The sequence below is a fragment of the Pseudomonas sp. JS3066 genome (genome assembly GCF_036328175.1).
Taxonomy (GTDB): Bacteria; Pseudomonadota; Gammaproteobacteria; order Pseudomonadales; family Pseudomonadaceae; genus Metapseudomonas.
Genome location: NZ_CP143312.1, coordinates 1,497,249 through 1,514,500 on the forward strand (window position 1 = coordinate 1,497,249; position 17,252 = coordinate 1,514,500).

General features: G+C 62.8%; 14 protein-coding genes. 7 read left to right on the top strand and 7 right to left on the bottom strand.

The features are described from left to right. Position 1 precedes the first annotated feature (1 nt). From SA496_RS07075 to SA496_RS07095, 5 genes are all read left to right on the top strand, one after another. Positions 2 to 1,174: a GGDEF domain-containing protein gene (locus SA496_RS07075; protein WP_330115203.1), complete on the top strand. Its 1,173-nt coding sequence runs from the start codon at positions 2 to 4 to the stop codon at positions 1,172 to 1,174. Between the two features lie 87 nt (positions 1,175 to 1,261). Next, entirely contained in the window at positions 1,262 to 2,278 is a 1,017-nt protein-coding gene (locus tag SA496_RS07080; RefSeq protein WP_330115204.1) for a DUF2804 domain-containing protein, read from the top strand. A gap of 77 nt (positions 2,279 to 2,355) precedes the next feature. After that, positions 2,356 to 2,790, top strand: coding sequence for a MarR family transcriptional regulator (locus tag SA496_RS07085; RefSeq protein WP_120651876.1), 435 nt, complete (start codon positions 2,356 to 2,358; stop codon positions 2,788 to 2,790). Continuing rightward, a complete protein-coding gene (locus SA496_RS07090; protein ID WP_120651875.1) occupies positions 2,790 to 4,193 on the top strand; it encodes a DHA2 family efflux MFS transporter permease subunit in 1,404 nt (467 codons plus the stop codon). Before SA496_RS07085 ends, SA496_RS07090 begins: the two co-directional genes overlap by 1 nt. Before the next feature lie 271 nt (positions 4,194 to 4,464). Continuing rightward, positions 4,465 to 6,597, top strand: coding sequence for a FimV/HubP family polar landmark protein (locus SA496_RS07095; protein WP_442965074.1), 2,133 nt, complete (start codon positions 4,465 to 4,467; stop codon positions 6,595 to 6,597). Between the two features lie 81 nt (positions 6,598 to 6,678). Here SA496_RS07095 and SA496_RS07100 read toward each other — a convergent pair whose 3' ends face one another. From SA496_RS07100 to gcl, 6 genes are all read right to left on the bottom strand, one after another. Next, positions 6,679 to 7,587, bottom strand: coding sequence for an urea transporter (locus SA496_RS07100; RefSeq protein WP_120651873.1), 909 nt, complete (start codon positions 7,585 to 7,587; stop codon positions 6,679 to 6,681). A 146-nt stretch (positions 7,588 to 7,733) separates the two neighbouring features. Next, positions 7,734 to 9,149 (bottom strand): pyruvate kinase, encoded by a 1,416-nt coding sequence (gene pyk / locus SA496_RS07105; protein WP_153917097.1) that lies wholly within the window; start codon positions 9,147 to 9,149, stop codon positions 7,734 to 7,736. After that, positions 9,139 to 10,419 (bottom strand): glycerate kinase type-2 family protein, encoded by a 1,281-nt coding sequence (locus SA496_RS07110; RefSeq protein WP_153917095.1) that lies wholly within the window; start codon positions 10,417 to 10,419, stop codon positions 9,139 to 9,141. The genes pyk and SA496_RS07110 overlap by 11 nt, the downstream gene beginning before the upstream one ends. 404 nt (positions 10,420 to 10,823) lie before the next feature. Next, positions 10,824 to 11,714, bottom strand: coding sequence for a 2-hydroxy-3-oxopropionate reductase (locus tag SA496_RS07115; RefSeq protein WP_120651870.1), 891 nt, complete (start codon positions 11,712 to 11,714; stop codon positions 10,824 to 10,826). Between the two features lie 16 nt (positions 11,715 to 11,730). Continuing rightward, a complete protein-coding gene (hyi, locus tag SA496_RS07120) occupies positions 11,731 to 12,513 on the bottom strand; it encodes a hydroxypyruvate isomerase (protein WP_330115206.1) in 783 nt (260 codons plus the stop codon). Between the two features lie 93 nt (positions 12,514 to 12,606). Continuing rightward, positions 12,607 to 14,382 (bottom strand): glyoxylate carboligase, encoded by a 1,776-nt coding sequence (gene gcl, locus SA496_RS07125; protein WP_120651868.1) that lies wholly within the window; start codon positions 14,380 to 14,382, stop codon positions 12,607 to 12,609. Between the two features lie 361 nt (positions 14,383 to 14,743). On the opposite strand from gcl, the gene SA496_RS07130 reads away from it, so the two are divergent. Continuing rightward, positions 14,744 to 15,181 carry a GlcG/HbpS family heme-binding protein gene (locus SA496_RS07130; protein ID WP_120651867.1) on the top strand — a complete coding sequence of 146 codons (438 nt, stop codon included), beginning with the start codon at positions 14,744 to 14,746 and terminating at the stop codon, positions 15,179 to 15,181. Between the two features lie 238 nt (positions 15,182 to 15,419). Here SA496_RS07130 and SA496_RS07135 read toward each other — a convergent pair whose 3' ends face one another. Then, entirely contained in the window at positions 15,420 to 16,049 is a 630-nt protein-coding gene (locus SA496_RS07135) for a TetR/AcrR family transcriptional regulator (protein ID WP_120651866.1), read from the bottom strand. Positions 16,050 to 16,250: 201 nt separating this feature from the next. Here SA496_RS07135 and moaA point away from each other — a divergent pair, with 201 nt between their 5' ends. Next, positions 16,251 to 17,246, top strand: a complete 996-nt coding sequence (gene moaA / locus SA496_RS07140; protein ID WP_120651865.1) for a GTP 3',8-cyclase MoaA — start codon at positions 16,251 to 16,253, stop codon at positions 17,244 to 17,246. Positions 17,247 to 17,252 lie beyond the last annotated feature (6 nt).

Below are 17,252 nucleotides of genomic sequence, written 5' to 3' on the forward strand. Positions count from 1 at the left end.
TGTGTCCTACAGCAATACTGCCTGGCTAAATGACGTTCGCCCCAATCCCTATGCCGATCAGCTCGAGCTGGGGTTTCGGCATCTGCGCTTCACGCGCTCATTGGAGCGCGAGTATCGCGACTATTTCCTCGAAGAGAATTTCGATCTCAAACGCATTGCCCTCAGCGTCGGACTGTTGATCTGGCTGGCGTTCGCCGTGCTCGATTTCTACCTGATCAGCAGCGAGGAACGCTGGTGGATGCTGGCGGTTCGCCTGGGTGTGCTGGGATTGCTTCTGGTCTGCGGCGTGCTGATGCTCCAGCGCCGCCAGCGCCACCTGCTGGCGCCACTCAGCCTGGTCTGCATCGGCTCCCTTGGCATAGGTGCGGCGGCGGTGGTGGCCATCGCCCATCGCAGCGATCCGTCCTTTCCTTATGAGGGCTTGCTGCTGGTTTGCATGGCGGCCTATTTCCTCGTGGGGCTACGTCTCGTGGAGGCGCTGGGGGTTTCCCTGGTGATACTGCTGGCCTATGTCGGGCTGGAGCTCTGGGCCGGGTTGACCTGGCCAAGACTGGTGAACAATCTGCTGTTCCTGCTGTTCGGCAATCTGGCCGGCGCCGTCGGTTGCTACCTGCTGGAGTTCAAATCTCGCGAGCATTTTCTCATCAGCCGCCTGATGCGGGTGTTGGCCGACCACGACAGCCTCACCGGCCTGTACAACCGCCGTAGCTTCAATCGCCAGCTCGAACGGTTGTGGCGGCAGGCCCAGCGGGAGCAGCACGGGTTGGCGCTGCTGCTCTGCGACGTCGATCACTTCAAGGCCTACAACGATCGCTACGGCCACCAGGCTGGCGACCAGGTGCTGCAACAGGTGGCGCGCGTACTTGAAGAAACCGCGCGTCGTCCGCTCGATATGGCGGTGCGCCTGGGGGGAGAGGAATTCGCCGTGCTGCTCTACGACATCGACGAACAGGACGCGCGTCGCTGCGCCGAAAAGCTGCGTGCGGCCCTGGAGGGTCAGTCCATCCGGCATGAAGCCTCTCCTACCGCGCCGGTGCTGACCATGTCCATTGGCGTGGCCTGCATTCATCCGCTGCCGGGTATGCCATTAGGCAAGCTCTACGAGCTGTATGAGTATGCCGATCGGGCACTGTACGAGGGCAAGGCATTCGGCCGTAATCGGGTCGTGGCATAGATAGTCGCTTCCGATGGCGCGCGTCGTGACTGTCCGGCGCGGCGGCCGGTGCTAGCATCGCCGCTCCTCCCGCTTCGAGCGATCCGCATGGACAAGCTGATCCAGGCCGACGGCCAACCGCACTACGGCATCTTTTCCGCTGCACCGGACCTCATCAACTACCGCGATTTCGACTTCCGCTCGCCCATGGGGCGTCGCCTGGGGGCTCTGGCGAAATGGCGGCGCTTCCACCAGTTCCAGTACTTCGGGTTGCTCAGCGACGAGCTGATCGGCGGGTGTGCCCTAGCCAATCTGAGCCTGGTGGGCGTTGGTTTCGTCTATCTCTTCCACCCGGCCAGCGGACGCATGATCGAGCGGCAGTTCAAGTTGCCGCTGGGGTTCGGGACCACCTTTTCCCAAACGCCGGATGACGGCGTGTGCGAACTGCGCCAGGGACGCAACTTGCTGCGCCTGGAGAACCGCGCGGATTCGGCACACAAGCGCCTGCTGGTGGAGCTCGACGACGGCACCCGCATCGACGCCTGGTTCAGTGAACGGGAGCCTGGCTTCCAGCCCATGTGCATCTGCACGCCGACGGCTGCGAATGGTTGGGTCTATGCGCAGAAGGTGGCGGGTGTCGGCTGCCAGGGTCAGGTGAGCAGCACCCTGGGCAACTTCGATCTTGCGCAGATCGGCGCCTTTGCCCATCACGACTGGTCGGCGGGCTACATGCGCCCGGAAACCAATTGGAACTGGGCCTGCCTGTCCGGGCTGGCCAATGGTGTGCGGGTCGGTCTGAACCTCTCCTGTGGGGTGAACGAGACCAGCTTCACCGAGAATTGCTTCTGGTTGGACGGGGAAATGCTCAAGGTCGATACGGTGCGCTTCAGCTTCGATCGCAAGCGGCCGCTAGGGACCTGGGGCATGACCTCTCACGATGGTCAGGTCGAGCTGACTTTCGAGGGCGAGGGGCTGCACGAGGAGCGCTTGAATCTGGGTTTCATTGCAAGCAATTTCAAGCAGGTCTTCGGTCGCTTCAGCGGCACCCTGCGCCCGGCGGGGCGCGCGCCAGTCCAGATCGAAAGAATGTGGGGATTCGTCGAGGACCAGTATGTGAAGTGGTAGGGGCGGGGGGCTTGCTCGCGGCTTTCGGCTATGGTTAGCTGGCTAATTATTAGTATAAGAAGTCCGAGTCATAATCGATGTCCTACCCCGATCAACACCGTTTCGCCATGCAGCTCGCGCAGATGTCCCGCGCATGGCGCGCAGAACTTGACCGCCGTCTGGCTGGCATGGGCCTATCCCAGGCGCGCTGGCTTGTGCTGCTGCACTTATCCCGTTTTGAAGAGTCCCCGACCCAGCGCGAGCTGGCCAAGAGCGTCGGCGTCGAAGGTCCGACCCTGGCCCGTCTGCTGGACAGCCTTGAGGCCCAGGGCCTGATCCAGCGCATGGCCGTCGTCGAAGACCGGCGGGCGAAGAAGATCGCCTTGTGCCCACCGGCCCGCCCCCTGATCGAGAAGATCGAAGCCATCTCCAGCCAATTGCGCCAGGAGCTCTTCGACGGCATCGACGATGAAGAGCTGCGCCATTGCCAGCAGGTTCACGCACGGATTCTGGCGAACCTGGACCGCCTCTGATGGGGCAGGATCTGGAAGCGCTGCACCAGCGCTTCGGCGCACGCTATCCGCAATGGCTGTTGGGCCTGTTGATGCTCGGCAGCATGGCGATGATTCTCGCTTCCACCAGCATCAACGTCGCACTGCCGGCGATCATGTTCGACTTCAACGTCGGACGGCCGCTGGCTCAATGGCTTTCAACCGGGTTCCTCGCCGCGATGACGGCTGGTTTGCTACTGGCCGCCTGGTGCCAGTCTCGGCTGGGCGCGCGGCGTACCGTGCAGCTCGGGCTTGGTCTGTTCAGCGTAGCGTCATTGCTGGCGCTGGTTGCGGATGCGGCCTGGCAGCTGATTGCCCTGCGCATTGTCATGGGCGCCTGTGCCGGCATCATCCAGCCGTTGGCGATGGTACTCATCTTTCGCGTCTACTCCGAAGGCGGTCGTGGCCTGGCGCTGGGTATCTATGGCTTGGGCATCATGGTGGCGCCAACCCTCGGACCAACCGTCGGTGGCTATCTGATCGATCACTTCGGCTGGGGGGCGGTGTTCTGGCTTCCCTTGCCGCTGTGCCTGTTGGCCTTACTCGGGGCCCAGTGGCTGATGCCCAGCGTGCGCGACCGCAATACGCCTGGCGTGGATCTCCGCGCCTTCATCTTGCTCAGCGTTGCGCTCTTCGCCCTGCTTGGAGCCTTGGCCGAGGCTCAGCGTTTCGGCTGGATGGCGCCTAGCGCCTGGGTGCCAGGACTTCTAGGCCTGGGATGCGCTGTGGCCTTCCTGCGGCGCAGTCGTGCCTGCGAGCGGCCGCTGCTGCCATTGCAGCTTTGGCGTCATGCCGCGTTCCGCAAGGCAAGCTGGGTCGCACTGGTGCTCGGGCTGGGGTTGTACGGCTCCACCTACCTGATTCCTCTCTTCCTGCAGACGGTGGAAGGGTACAGTGCCGGCAAGGCGGGTCTGCTCCTGCTACCAACCGGCGTGGTGCTGGGGCTGGCGTCTTTCGTCGGTGGCTGGGCCAGCGACCGCCTCTCGGCAGCCTCCATGCTGGTATTCGGCCTATTGGTGTTCGCGGTTTCGTCAGCTGCCTTGGGACTGGCTGGGCAAGGTGCTGCATTCCTGGAGCTGTGCGGGTGGGCCTGTGTCGGCCGCCTCGGCCTCGGGTTGCTCCTGCCCGCCATGAGCACGGGAGCGTTGGATGTCCTGAATGCAGAAGAGCTGGCGCTGGGCGCCGGCGCGATCACCTTCGTCCGCCAACTGGGTGGCGCCTTCGGGGTCAACCTGCTTACCTTCTTCCTGGAGTGGCGCCATGCTGCCGAGGGGGGGAATGCCGCGGCTGAGGCACTGGCGTTTGAACAGAGCTTCTGGCTGGTTGCGCTACTCTTCCTGTTGGCGGTGGTGCCTGCCTGGGGCGTGCGCTCTGCAAGGGTATGAGCGTGCAAATCGCACGATAAAATTTTTGTCAAGACCCTCGCGAATTCTTTCCTATAGTGGAGTAAGCTACAGAATAAGTTTGTGGCCAGCTGCCATTATGCTGGGTGAGGGAGCAGGACGCCCGTCATGTCTGGTGTTGCGTGGGATGGATAAGGAGTAGCATCCCGCTATCATTGTGGTTTGAGGTCAACGAGTTTTCGCGTCACTTCGAGGATGCCCGGGCGGGACATCAGAGGTGCATTTCGCGGATGTGCGTGACCGGGGAGGACGTATGGCGAGGGTTCACAAGCTCCTGCTGACACTTGCTTCAGGCTCTGCACTTTATTCAGGCCTGGTGCCAGCACTGGGGCTAGGCGAAATCACCTTGCATTCCGCCCTGAACCAGCCACTGGATGCCGAAATCGAATTGCTCGAAGTCGGCGATCTCAACGACAGCGAAATCAAAGTCAGACTGGCCTCGGCCGATGACTTCGAGCGTGCCGGTGTCGACCGCTTCATCTTTCTCAACGACCTTCGCTTCAGCCCGGTGATCCGTGGCTCGGGCAGCCGCATCCGCGTGGTTTCCAACCAGCCGGTTCGCGAGCCCTACCTGAATTTCATCGTCGAAGTGGCTCGCCCCAATGGCAAGTTGCTGCGCGAATACACCCTGCTGCTGGATCCGCCCGGTTCGGCCTACACTGCAAGCACCGCACCGGTTACACCGGTCCGTGAGGCAGTTTTCGCAACTGCTCCGGTCGCAAAGGTACAACCCAAGCCAGCACCCGCCGCCACCCAAGGCAGGCAATACAAGGTTGTACGGGGTGACAGTCTCTGGGCGATCTCCAAACGCCTCAGTGCGGGCAGTGGCATGAGCCAACAGCAAATGCTGGATGGCATCTACTCCCTCAATCCTCAGGCATTCCCGGATGGTGATCTTAATCGCCTGCATGCCGGCCAGTCCTTGCTGCTGCCGGATAGCGTTGTGCAGGCCAGCGTTCCTGTTGCAGCAGCGCCGGTCGCTGTGCCGAACCAGGCTCAGGCACCGGAACCGGTGGTCGCCGCTCCGTCCGGATCGACACTGGACGAACTGACCCAGGCCCAGCAACGAGTGGATTCCAGCATCGCCCAGGGCGAAGCCGAACGCGCAGAACTGCGCCAGCACATCGCCGAACTCCAGGCCAAGCTGGATGCTATGCAGCAGCAATTGAGCGGCAGCGACCAGCAGATGACCTCGCTGCAGCAGCAAGTCCAGCAGATCACTACTGCCCCGGTGGCAGGTGAGGCTCCGCAAGCTCAGCCAGTACCCGCTCCTGCGATCATTCCTGCCGCCCAGGCCACGGAACGGACTGTGCTGGCGCCGGTGCAAACAGGCAGTTCCGGTATCAGTCCAGTCTGGTGGGCGATCATGGTGTCCGGGCTGGTGCTGTTGTTCCTTCTGGATTGGGTGCTGCTGCGCCGCTCCCGTCGCGAGGCCCAGGAGCAGGAGCTGGAAGAAGCCCAGACCACCGGAAAGGCCAAGGTGGCCTTCCAGCATCGCCACGAAGAGGTACAGCCAGTTGCCCCGGTAATGCCGAAACTGGTGCCGGTCGCAGCCGTTGCAGCATCGCCGATGGTCGTCGCGATGCCCGCTGCCAAGCTCAATCCCGATGCACTGGAAGGCGCCAACATCTATATCGCCTATGGCCGCTGGCGCGAAGCCCTGGCCGTGCTGCGTCCGGCCGTTGCGCTGGAACCCCAGCGCCTGGATCTGCGCTACCGCCTGCTGGAAGTGCTGGGCGAGTTGCGTGACACGGTTGCCTTCACCCTCGAAGAAGCTGCCCTGCGAGACCTGCATGCCGATGCAGGGCGCCTGGCTGCTATTTGTGCCCGTTATGCAGACTTGGGTGCGGTGGCTCCGAGCGAGCCGGTGTTCGTACTGGATGAAGCAGCTCCGGCTCTGGCCGAGGCCAGCAACGCGCACATCGAGAGCGCGCAATCCGATTTCGATGGCTATCCGCTGGATGCCGATTGGGAGCAGGTCAGCCCGTTCAAGACGGCCGAGCCCAAGCGCAAGGCAACTGTGGTCCAGGCCTTCGCGACCGTGGAAGACGACCTGGGCTTCCCGACCAATCTCCAGGAGCTGCCGGAAGTCTTCGAGTTGACCCTGGACGCAGATACCCTGAGCCCCTTCGGCGAGCTGCCAGAGCTGCCACAGGCCGAGAACCTGGACGAGCTCACGGCCGAGTTCGTCGATCCGATGGTCAGCCTGGAAGAACTGGACATGCTGGATGCCCGTCAGGAGAACCTCACCAAGCTGAACCTGGCGCTTGCGTACATCAAACAAGGCAATATCGAGGCGGCCTGCAGCATCCTCAACGAGGTCATCAGTGAAGGTGACGACCAGCAGAAACAGGAAGCGCGTGACTTGCTGGCGAAGATCGCCTGAAGCGTTTCAGAACCAATGAAAAAGCCCGGCCACAAGCCGGGCTTTTTCTTTTTGCGGCCGGCTCATCCAGCCAGGTTCCAGCTACAAGGTTCGCGACGGCGCAGGTTGTGCCAGCCCCATCATTCGCTTGGCCACCAGCACCAGCCAGCATGCAAGGATAAAGGGAGCGGTCATGGCTGGCAGGCCAAGGGCGGCGAAACCGGGTTGAAGGGCAATGCCCAGTAGGATGCCGGCCAGTGCGCACCAGGGGCGACGCAGATCTTTGCCCAGTGCAAGGGCGATCAGCGCTCCGTTGAGGCTGAACAGTCCAACCAGCACCGCCTGCATCGGCATTCCCTGGAGAAGCGCCAGGACCAGCGCAGTACTGGATCCCAGCAGCGCCCAGAGCCCCACTCGCCATCCCGCTAGGAAAAGAGCTCCCAGTACCAGCGCGCCGGCTGTTGGCTGGTCGAGAAAAATCACCTGGCCGATGCCCCGGATGATCGCCATAGGCGTGTCTATCCACCCGGAATGCAGCGTAGTGCCAGCGGTGGTAGTGGGTGTCAGTTCCAGCGGTCCTCCCAGGGCCAGCAGTATCCAGCCGAGACCGACGAAGGGTGCGGTATAGGCGGGAAGCCAGTTGTGCTGGCGGACTGCCTTGAGCAGGGCGTTGAGCAGCAGGCTGGACAAGCCGCTGGCGCAGAGGATCAGCAGCGCCAGGTAGAGCGAGGGTTCGAAGCGCGCACTCAGTAGCAGGCCAAGCAGCACACCGTTGTAGCCGTAGAGCCCGGCCTCGATGTCGTCGGGGGCATAGCGGCGGCGTACTGCGGTGAGCCAGGAAGCAGCTCCGCCGAGCAGGGCGCCGCCCAGCAAGTTGGGAGCGCCCACCGCGATGGCAAGCAGTATCAGCGCGCCGCAACCGGGGTGGCGCTGGAGGAATATCTGGCTGAAACCGTTCAACTGGGCAGAAGCCCAGCTACGGACTTCGGGTCGTAGGGGCAGTCGGTACATGGCAGCTTGAAAAAAAATGAGGCGCCCCGGTAGAGGGCGCCGATTAACTGGCGGTAGCCAGATGGGATTTCTGTTATCGCCCGGCATCGAAGCCGGTGCGTGGAGCGCGGGTTCTCTTCGGAAACCGTCGCTCCGGATGTTTCACATCAATTCAAGGTCTCGATCCGCAGACTGTTGGTGCTGCCCGGCTGGCCGAAAGGCACGCCCGCGGTGATCACCACGGTATCGCCACGCTTGGCCATGCCTTGGGCCTGGGCAATCTCCAGTGCAGTGCTGGTGACTTCTTCGACCTTGTGCAGGCGTTCGTTGACGACCGAGTAGATACCCCAGGCCACGGTCAGGCGACGTGCGGTATGGAGATTCGGCGTCAGGCTGAGGATCGGCGCCTTGGGCCGCTCGCGGGAAGCGCGCAGGCTGGAACTGCCGGACTCGGTGTAGTTCACCAGTGCGACTACCGGCAGGATGCTGCTGATTCGGCGGATGGCGCAGCTGATGGCGTCGGACGCGGTAGCTTCGGCCTGCGGGCGGCTGACATCGAGCTGGTTCTGGAAGTCCGGGCCGTTCTCCACCTGGCGAATGATCTTGCTCATCATCTGCACGGTCTCCAGCGGGTAGTCGCCGGAAGCGGTTTCAGCGGACAGCATCACAGCGTCGGTGCCCTCGGCCACGGCGTTGGCGACGTCGGTCACCTCGGCGCGGGTCGGGGCAGGGGAGAAGCGCATGGATTCCAGCATCTGGGTGGCGACTACAACCGGACGGCCCAGTTGGCGGCAGGTGCGGATGATGTCTTTCTGAATGCGCGGCACATTCTCTGCCGGCACTTCGACGCCCAGGTCACCACGGGCGACCATGATGGCGTCACAGAGGCGCGCGATCTCTTCCAGATGCACGACGGCCGAGGGCTTCTCGATCTTGGCCATGAGGAAGGCGCGGCCCTTGATCAGCTCACGAGCTTCGATGATGTCTTCAGGGCGCTGTACGAAGGACAGGGCGACCCAGTCCACACCCAGGTCCAGACCGAAGTCCAGGTCGCGACGGTCCTTGGCGGTCAGCGGCGAGAGCTGCAGCACTGCTTCCGGCACGTTGACGCCCTTGCGATCGGACAGTTCGCCACCGGCGATCACAGTGGTTTCCACTGCATCGGCGTGACTGGCGGTCACTTGCAGGCGCAGGCGACCGTCGTCCAGCAGCAGGTTCATGCCGGGCTCCAGGGCTTCGATGATCTCCGGATGAGGCAGGTTGACTCGGCGAGCGTCGCCGGGAGTGCTGTCCAGATCCAGGCGGAAGGCCTGACCACGCTCAAGGTTGACCTTGCCGTCGGCGAAGCGGCCGACGCGCAGTTTCGGGCCTTGCAGGTCCATCAGGATGCCGATCGGGTAGTTCAGTTGGCGCTCGACCTCACGCACCCACTGATAGCGCTGGGCGTGATCGGCGTGCTCGCCGTGGCTGAAGTTCAGGCGGAACAGGTTGACGCCGGCTTCCACCAGTTGGCGGATGTCGTCGATGCCTTTGATCGCCGGACCGAGGGTGGCGAGGATTTTTACTTTCTTGTCAGGCGTCATTTTCAGGGCTCTCGAGAATCAGGATGGCGCGGAAGTCGTTCACGTTGGTACGGGTCGGTTCAGTGACGATGAGGTCACCGAGTGCGGCGAAATACCCGTATCCGTTGTTGTTGTCCAGTTCGTCGCTGGCGGACAGATCCTGCCTGGCGGCGCGGGCGTAGCTGCAGGGAGTCATGATGGCGCCGGCATTGTCTTCGGAACCGTCTATGCCGTCGGTGTCGCCGGCCAGGGCGTAGACGCCCGGCAGGCCCTTCAGGGCATTGGTCAGGCTCAGCAGGAACTCGGCGTTACGCCCGCCCCGGCCACTGCCGCGTACGGTCACAGTCGTTTCGCCGCCAGAGAGGATCACGCACGGCGGCTTGATCGGCTGGCCATGCAGTACGACCTGGCGGGCGATGCCGGCATGCACCTTGGCGACTTCGCGGGATTCGCCTTCCAGATCGCCGAGGATCAGCGGGGTGAGGCCGGCGGCGCGGACTTTCTCGGCGGCGGCATCGAGGGACTGCTGGGGGGTAGCGATCAACTGGAAGTGACTGCGGGACAGGCAGGGATCACCCGGTTTGACGGTTTCCGAGCGCGGGTCCTGCAGCCAGGCGTGCACGTGGCGTGGTACGTCGATTTCATAGCGGGCGAGGATCGCCAGGGCTTCGGCTGAAGTGGTCGGGTCGGCTACGGTGGGGCCGGAGGCGATCACGGTGGCCTCGTCGCCCGGTACGTCGGAAATCGCATAGGTATAGACGGTTGCCGGCCAGCAAGCCTTCGCCAGGCGGCCCCCCTTGATCGCCGAGAGGTGTTTGCGCACGCAGTTCATCTCGGAGATGGAGGCGCCGGACCTCAGCAGGGCTTTGTTGATGGCCTGCTTGTCCTTGAGGGTCAGGCCCTCGGCGGGCAGGGCGAGCAGCGAGGAACCGCCGCCGGAGAGCAGGAAGATCACCCGGTCGGATTCGTTGAGGTTGCTCACCAGTTCGAGCACACGCTTGGCGGTTTCCAGGCCGGCGGCGTCAGGTACTGGGTGGGCGGCTTCGACCACTTCGATCTTCTTGCAGTTCGCGCCATGGCCGTAGCGGGTTACCACCAGGCCGGAGATTTCACCCCGCCATTCCTGCTCGATAACCTCTGCCATGGCCGCGGCTGCCTTGCCGGCGCCGATGACGATTACGCGGCTGGAACGGTCGGCGGGCAGGTGGTCGGCCAGGACCTGGCGTGGATGTGCGGCGGCGATGGCAGTGGCGAACAGGTCGCGCAGGAAGGCTTTGGGATCGAGGGACATGGCAGGCTCCGTGGCGCTGGATTCTTGTTGGAACTTGCTCAAGATCGGCTGCGCGTCGGAATAACTGCGTTGAGAGATGACTCCGGACTGCTCATTTACGGCTCGTAAACTCCGCGTCTCCAGCCATTCTCGCCTTGTTCTTCTCTAGCTCGCTCGATCTTGAACAGGTCCTTTGTAGTCTGTCTGCCAGGCATCTGCATACCTGGCCTTCAGGCCGATTACAGTCCCGAACCGCCGCACGCAGCGGTTCGGGACTGGAATCGACCTTCCTGGTCGTTGGCGCCGTGTCACCGCGGACCAGGAGGGTCGAAAGGGGGTCGTAGGACGGGGAAAGCGGGCGCTGGCCATCGCGGGAGCTGCCGGCTCGATGGGCAGCGCTGACGCTCAACCCGTCCTACGAAACATCACTCCTCGCGAATCGAGAAGTTGGACATGTGCTCCAGGCCCTTGATCAGGCCGGAGTGGTCCCAGTTGCTACCACCAAGGGCCGCGCAGGTGCTGAACACTTGCTGGGCATTGGCGGTGTTCGGCAGGTTCAGGCCCAGTTCGCGGGCGCCGGACAGTGCCAGGTTCAGGTCCTTCTGGTGCAGGCTGATGCGGAAGCCCGGATCGAAGGTACCCTTGATCATGCGCTCGCCGTGGACTTCCAGGATCTTGGAGCCAGCGAAGCCACCCATCAGGGCTTCACGTACCTTGGCCGGATCGGCGCCATTTTTGGCGGCGAACAGCAGGGCTTCGGCTACGGCCTGGATGTTCAGGGCAACGATGATCTGGTTGGCCACCTTGGCGGTCTGGCCGTCACCGTTGCCACCCACGCGGGTGATGTTCTTGCCCATGGCCTGGAACAGCGGCAGGGCGCGTTCGAAGGCATTCGGGCAGCCACCGACCATGATGCTCAGGGTCGCGGCCTTGGCACCTACCTCACCGCCGGATACCGGGGCGTCCAGGTAAGCGGCGCCAGTCGCCTTGATTTTCTCGGCGAAGACCTTGGTGGCGGTGGGGGAGATGGAGCTCATGTCGATCACGACCTTGCCGGCGCCAACGCCTTCAGCCACGCCGTCCTTACGGAACAGGACGTCGTCGACCTGGGGGGTGTCCGGCACCATGACGATGATGAATTCGGCTTCCTGGGCAACCTCTTTCGGGTTGGCCAGGGCGACGCCGTTGTCACCCAGCAGGTCGGCCGGAGCCTTGTCGAAGTGCTCGGAGAAGAACAGGGTGTGGCCGGCTTTCTGCAGGTTCTGAGCCATGGGCTTGCCCATGATGCCGGTGCCGATGAATCCGATCTTGGCCATGTGGATTACCTCTTTTTTAGATGGCGTTATGGGTTTTCAGCCAGCCCAGGCCGGCAGCGGTGGTGGTGGCCGGCTTGTATTCACAGCCGATCCAGCCCTGGTAGCCGATGCGGTCCAGGTGCGCGAAGAGGAAGCGGTAGTTGATCTCGCCGGTGCCCGGCTCGTTGCGGCCAGGGTTGTCGGCAAGCTGCACATGGTTGATCGCGGCGAGGTTGGACTCGACGGTACGCGCCAGGTCTCCTTCCATGATCTGCATGTGGTAGATGTCGTACTGCAGGAACAGGTTGGCGCTGCCGACCTTCTCGCGAATGGTCAGCGCCTGCTTGGTGTTGTTCAGGTAGAAGCCGGGGATGTCGCGAGTGTTGATGGCTTCCATCACCAGCTTGATGCCGGCTGCCTGGAGCTTCTCCGCGGCGAACTTGAGGTTTTCAACGAAGGTGTTCTCGACGGTCGCGCAGTCGTAACCCTGCGGACGGATGCCGGCCAGGCAGTTGATCTGGGTATTGCCCAGTACCTTGGCGTAAGCGATGGCCCTGTCCACGCCAGCGCGGAACTCTTCCACGCGGTCAGGGTGGCAGGCGATGCCACGCTCGCCTTTGCCCCAATCACCGGCGGGCAGGTTGAACAGCACCTGTTCCAGCTTGTTGGCGTCCAGACGTGCGCGGATTTCCTCTACCGGGAAGTCGTAGGGGAAGAGGTATTCGACACCGCTGAAGCCGGCTTCGGCGGCAGCGGCGAAACGATCCAGGAAGTCCACTTCGGTGAACAGCATGGACAGGTTGGCGGCAAAACGGGGCATGAATGTCTCCTTCTGGTTCCCCTCTCCCGTGGACGGGAGGAGGGGAGGTGAAAGCCCCTCTCCCACCACGAATAGGAGAGGGGAAGACGGCAATCAATCCAGCAGCGAGATGGCGGTCGGAGCGTCGGCGCCAGACTGGGCCAGCTCCTCGAACTCGTTGATGGCGTTGATCTCGGTACCCATGGAGATGTTGGTGACACGCTCCAGGATGACCTCGACCACGACCGGCACGCGGAACTCTTCCATCAGTTGCTTGGCCTTGGCGAAGGCTGCCTGCAAATCGTTGGCGTCGAACACGCGAATCGCCTTGCAGCCCAGACCCTCGACCACTGCGACGTGGTCCACGCCGTAGCCGTTGAGTTCCGGAGCGTTGACGTTCTCGAAGGACAGCTGCACGCAGAAGTCGATCTCGAAGCCGCGTTGCGCCTGACGGATCAGGCCCAGGTAGGAGTTGTTCACCAGTACGTGGATGTAGGGCAGGTTGAACTGCGCACCCACGGCCAGCTCTTCGATCATGAACTGGAAGTCATAGTCGCCGGACAGCGCCACGACCGGGCGGGTCGGGTCGGCCTTGACCACGCCTAGGGCGGCCGGAACGGTCCAGCCCAGCGGGCCCGCCTGGCCACAGTTGATCCAGTGGCGCGGCTTGTAGACGTGCAGGAACTGGGCACCGGCGATCTGCGACAGGCCGATGGTGCTGACGTAGCAGGTGTCCTTGCCGAAGAACTCGTTCATCTCTTCGTACACGCGCTGCGGCTTGACCGGCACGTTGTCGAAGTGGGTCTTGCGCTGCATGGTGCGCTTGCGCTCACGGCAGGATTCGACCCAGGCGCTGCGGTCCTTCAGCTTGCCAGCGGCTTTCCACTCGCGGGCGACTTCCAGGAATGCGTCGAGTGCGGAGCCCGCGTCGGAAACGATGCCGAGGTCCGGGGTGAACACGCGGCCGATCTGGGTAGGTTCGATGTCCACGTGGATGAAGCGGCGGCCCTGGGTGTAGACGTCGACGGAACCGGTGTGGCGGTTGGCCCAACGGTTGCCGATGCCGAACACCAGGTCGGATTCCAGCACGGTGGCGTTGCCGTAACGGTGCGAGGTCTGCAGACCACACATGCCAGCCATCAGCGGGTGGTCATCAGGGATGGTGCCCCAGCCCATCAGGGTCGGGATGACCGGTACGCCGGTCAGTTCGGCGAACTCGACCAGCTTGGCAGAGGCGTCGGCATTGATGATGCCGCCACCCGCTACGAGCAGTGGACGGTCAGCGTCGTTCAGCATGGCCAGGGCCTTCTCGGCCTGGATGCGGCTGGCGGACGGCTTCAGCACCTGCAGCGGCTGATAGGCGTCGATGTCGAATTCGATCTCGGCCATCTGCACGTCGAACGGCAGGTCGATCAGCACCGGGCCCGGACGGCCGCTGCGCATCTCGTAGAAGGCCTTCTGGAACGCATAGGGAACCTGGCCCGGCTCCAGAACGGTGGTTGCCCACTTGGTGACCGGCTTGACGATGCTGGTGATATCGACGGCCTGGAAGTCTTCCTTGTGCAGACGGGCACGCGGAGCCTGGCCGGTGATGCAGAGGATCGGGATGGAGTCGGCGGATGCCGAGTACAGACCGGTGACCATGTCGGTGCCGGCAGGGCCGGAAGTGCCGATGCAGACGCCGATATTACCCGCGTTGGTGCGGGTGTAACCCTCAGCCATGTGCGAGGCGCCTTCGACGTGACGGGCCAGTACATGGTCAATGCCGCCGATCTTGTTCAGGGCTGCGTACAGCGGGTTGATGGCGGCGCCGGGGATGCCGAACGCGGTGTCGATGCCTTCGCGACGCATCACCAGGACGGCAGCCTCGATTGCTCTCATTTTGGCCATGTTTTGTGCCTCTTTCTTGTGAAAATTGTATACAAGCGACGTGGCTCGATTCTATTCATCGTCTGACTGAAGGGTCAAGGCCATTTGTGAGGCTAAAGGTCGCAGGGCGACGACTCTTTTAAAACGCCCGTTTCATGGGCGTCTCCAGCCATAGTCAGAACGCTGATGGAAATACTGTATACAAAAAATGTAATGATTGTATCTATCTATTGATTTTTTTGTGTTCGGTGGGATAGTGAGATACAGCTTTCGGATGCGTCGCAGGACGGGCTGGAGAATGCCCGCGTGGATACAGGAGTGCGCCAACCCTGGCCCGGACGACGCCGCACAAGGTTCAACCACTCACGAGGAACGCTTGAAAATGACCACCCTGACCCTGGAAACCGCTGTGAGCATTTCCAATCACGCCCTGGCCGTTGGTCGGGAGCTGCGCACCGCGCCGCTGACGATTGCCGTGCTGGATGCTGGCGGCCACCTGATCACCCTGCAGCGCCAGGACGGCGCCAGCATGCTTCGCCCGCAGATCGCCATCGGCAAGGCCTGGGGTGCTGTGGCCCTGGGCAAGGGCTCGCGCCTGATCGCTGCGGACGCTCAGCAGCGCCCGGCCTTCATTGGTGCGGTGAACAACCTGGCCGATGGCAATCTGGTTCCTGCGCCGGGCGGTGTACTGATTCGCGACGGCCAAGGGACCGTGATCGGCGCCATTGGCATCAGCGGCGATACGTCGGATATCGACGAGCAATGCGCAGTCAGTGCCGTGGAATCGGCCGGCCTGAAGGCGGACGCCGGCGCGGCCTGACCGTCAGCAGGGGGCTGCGGCGCAGCCCTCGGTGAATGAGTTCGCCCTCACAGGGTTGGTGCCAACCGGTACCTGTCCTGTGGGGGCGAAATGCTTTTTGTGGGGGCGAATTCATTCGCCAAGCAGTCAGAAGGACTGCCATATCCGGATTATCGGTGTGGAGCGGAGAGGGGTAGGGGGCCGCTGCGCAGCCCTTGGCGAATGAATTCGCCCCTACAGGGTTCCGGTGGTGTCGGTATCAGGCGCTCTTCGCCTGAACCTTCTCTTCCACTTCGCAGCCCTTTATCACCAGGCGGATGATGGTTTCCGCGGCGGCGTCGTAGTCGGCGTCGCTGAGGCTGGATTTACCGGTGACGGTGGAAATCTGCCAGTCGAAGTCAGCGTAGGTCTGGGTTGCGGCCCAGATGCTGAACAGCAAGTGGTGGGGGTCGACCTTGGCCATCAGGCCTTGGTCGATCCAACCCTGGATGCAATCGATGTTGTGCTTGGCCTGCAGGTTGAGCTGCTCGGTCTGTTCCGGCGAGAGGTGCGGCGCGCCATGCATGATTTCGCTGGCAAACACCTTGGATGCGTAGGGCAGGTCGCGGGAGATGCGGATCTTCGAGCGGATGTAGGCCGTGAGTACTTCGTGTGGATGGCCGGCCTGGTTGAAGGGCGCGGACGCCTGCAGGAGCGGCTCGACGATGCTCTCGAGAACTTCGCGGTAGAGGTTCTCTTTCGACTTGAAGTAGTAGTAGACGTTGGGCTTGGGCAGGCCGGCCTTGGCCGCGATGTCGCTCGTCTTGGTGGCGGCGAACCCTTTATCGGCGAATTCCTCGCTGGCCGCGCGCAGGATGAGGTCTCTGTTGCGCTCGCGAATGCTACTCACATCGGCTCCTTTATTGGCTCACCGAAGCGCCAGGAAGGCCGGTCGGAGAGAGGTCGCGCATGGTATCACCGGCATCAAAGGGCTCTCAAGCGAGCCACTGGATGAATTTCCTGTATACAAAATAACTTGATTCTGTTTCCATTCTGCATCCGTCCATGTCATCGGTACCCTGTCCGGTGCGTGTTGCGGCAGACTTCACCCATGCAAGACAACCACTTGCTCGACCCCTTCGGGCGTCGAATTTCCTATCTGCGCCTCTCGGTCACTGACCGATGCGACTTCCGGTGCACCTACTGCATGAGCGAGGACATGGTCTTCGCTCCCCGCGCGCAGATTCTCAGCCTCGAAGAGCTCTATGCGGTCGCCGATGCCTTCATCGGCCTCGGTGTGAAACGCATCCGAATCACTGGCGGCGAGCCGCTGGTGCGCAAGGGGCTGACATCTCTTCTGGCGCGGCTCGGTGCCCGCGAGGAACTGGAAGACCTGGCCATCACCAGCAATGGCTCCCAGCTCGCACACATGGCCGCCGACCTTCGTCGAAGCGGTGTCACCCGTCTGAATATCAGCCTCGACTCCCTGCAGCGCGAGCGCTTTGCCGCTTTTACCCGGCGTGACCGCCTCGACCAGGTGTTGGCAGGGATTGAAGCGGCGCGCAAGGCGGGCTTTCGCCGGATCAAGCTGAACACGGTGGTGCAAAAAGGCCGCAACGATGATGAGGTACAGGACCTCGTCGCCTTCGCGGTCGAGCATGGGCTGGACATCAGTTTCATCGAGGAGATGCCCCTGGGCAGCATCTCCAGCCACGAGCGCAAGGTCACCCTGTGCACCTCGGAAGAAGTGCGTGAGCGCGTTGGCGAGCGCTTCCAGTTGCTGCCCAGCAGCTATCGCACCGGCGGCCCGTCGCGCTACTACCAGGTAATCGGCACTGAAACCCAGGTCGGTTTCATTTCGCCCCATAGCCGCAACTTCTGCGGCGACTGCAACCGTGTGCGCGTTACAGCCGAAGGCAAGCTGGTGCTTTGCCTGGGGCACGAAGGCGCCCTGGACCTCAAGGCACTGATCCGTCGCCATCCCGGAGACCGGGAAAGGCTGCGTGTGGCGCTGATCGATGCCCTCAGGCTCAAGCCCGAACGGCATCACTTCGACGCCGCCGAGCAAGTGCAAGTCGTTCGCTTCATGAGCATGACCGGCGGCTGACCGGAA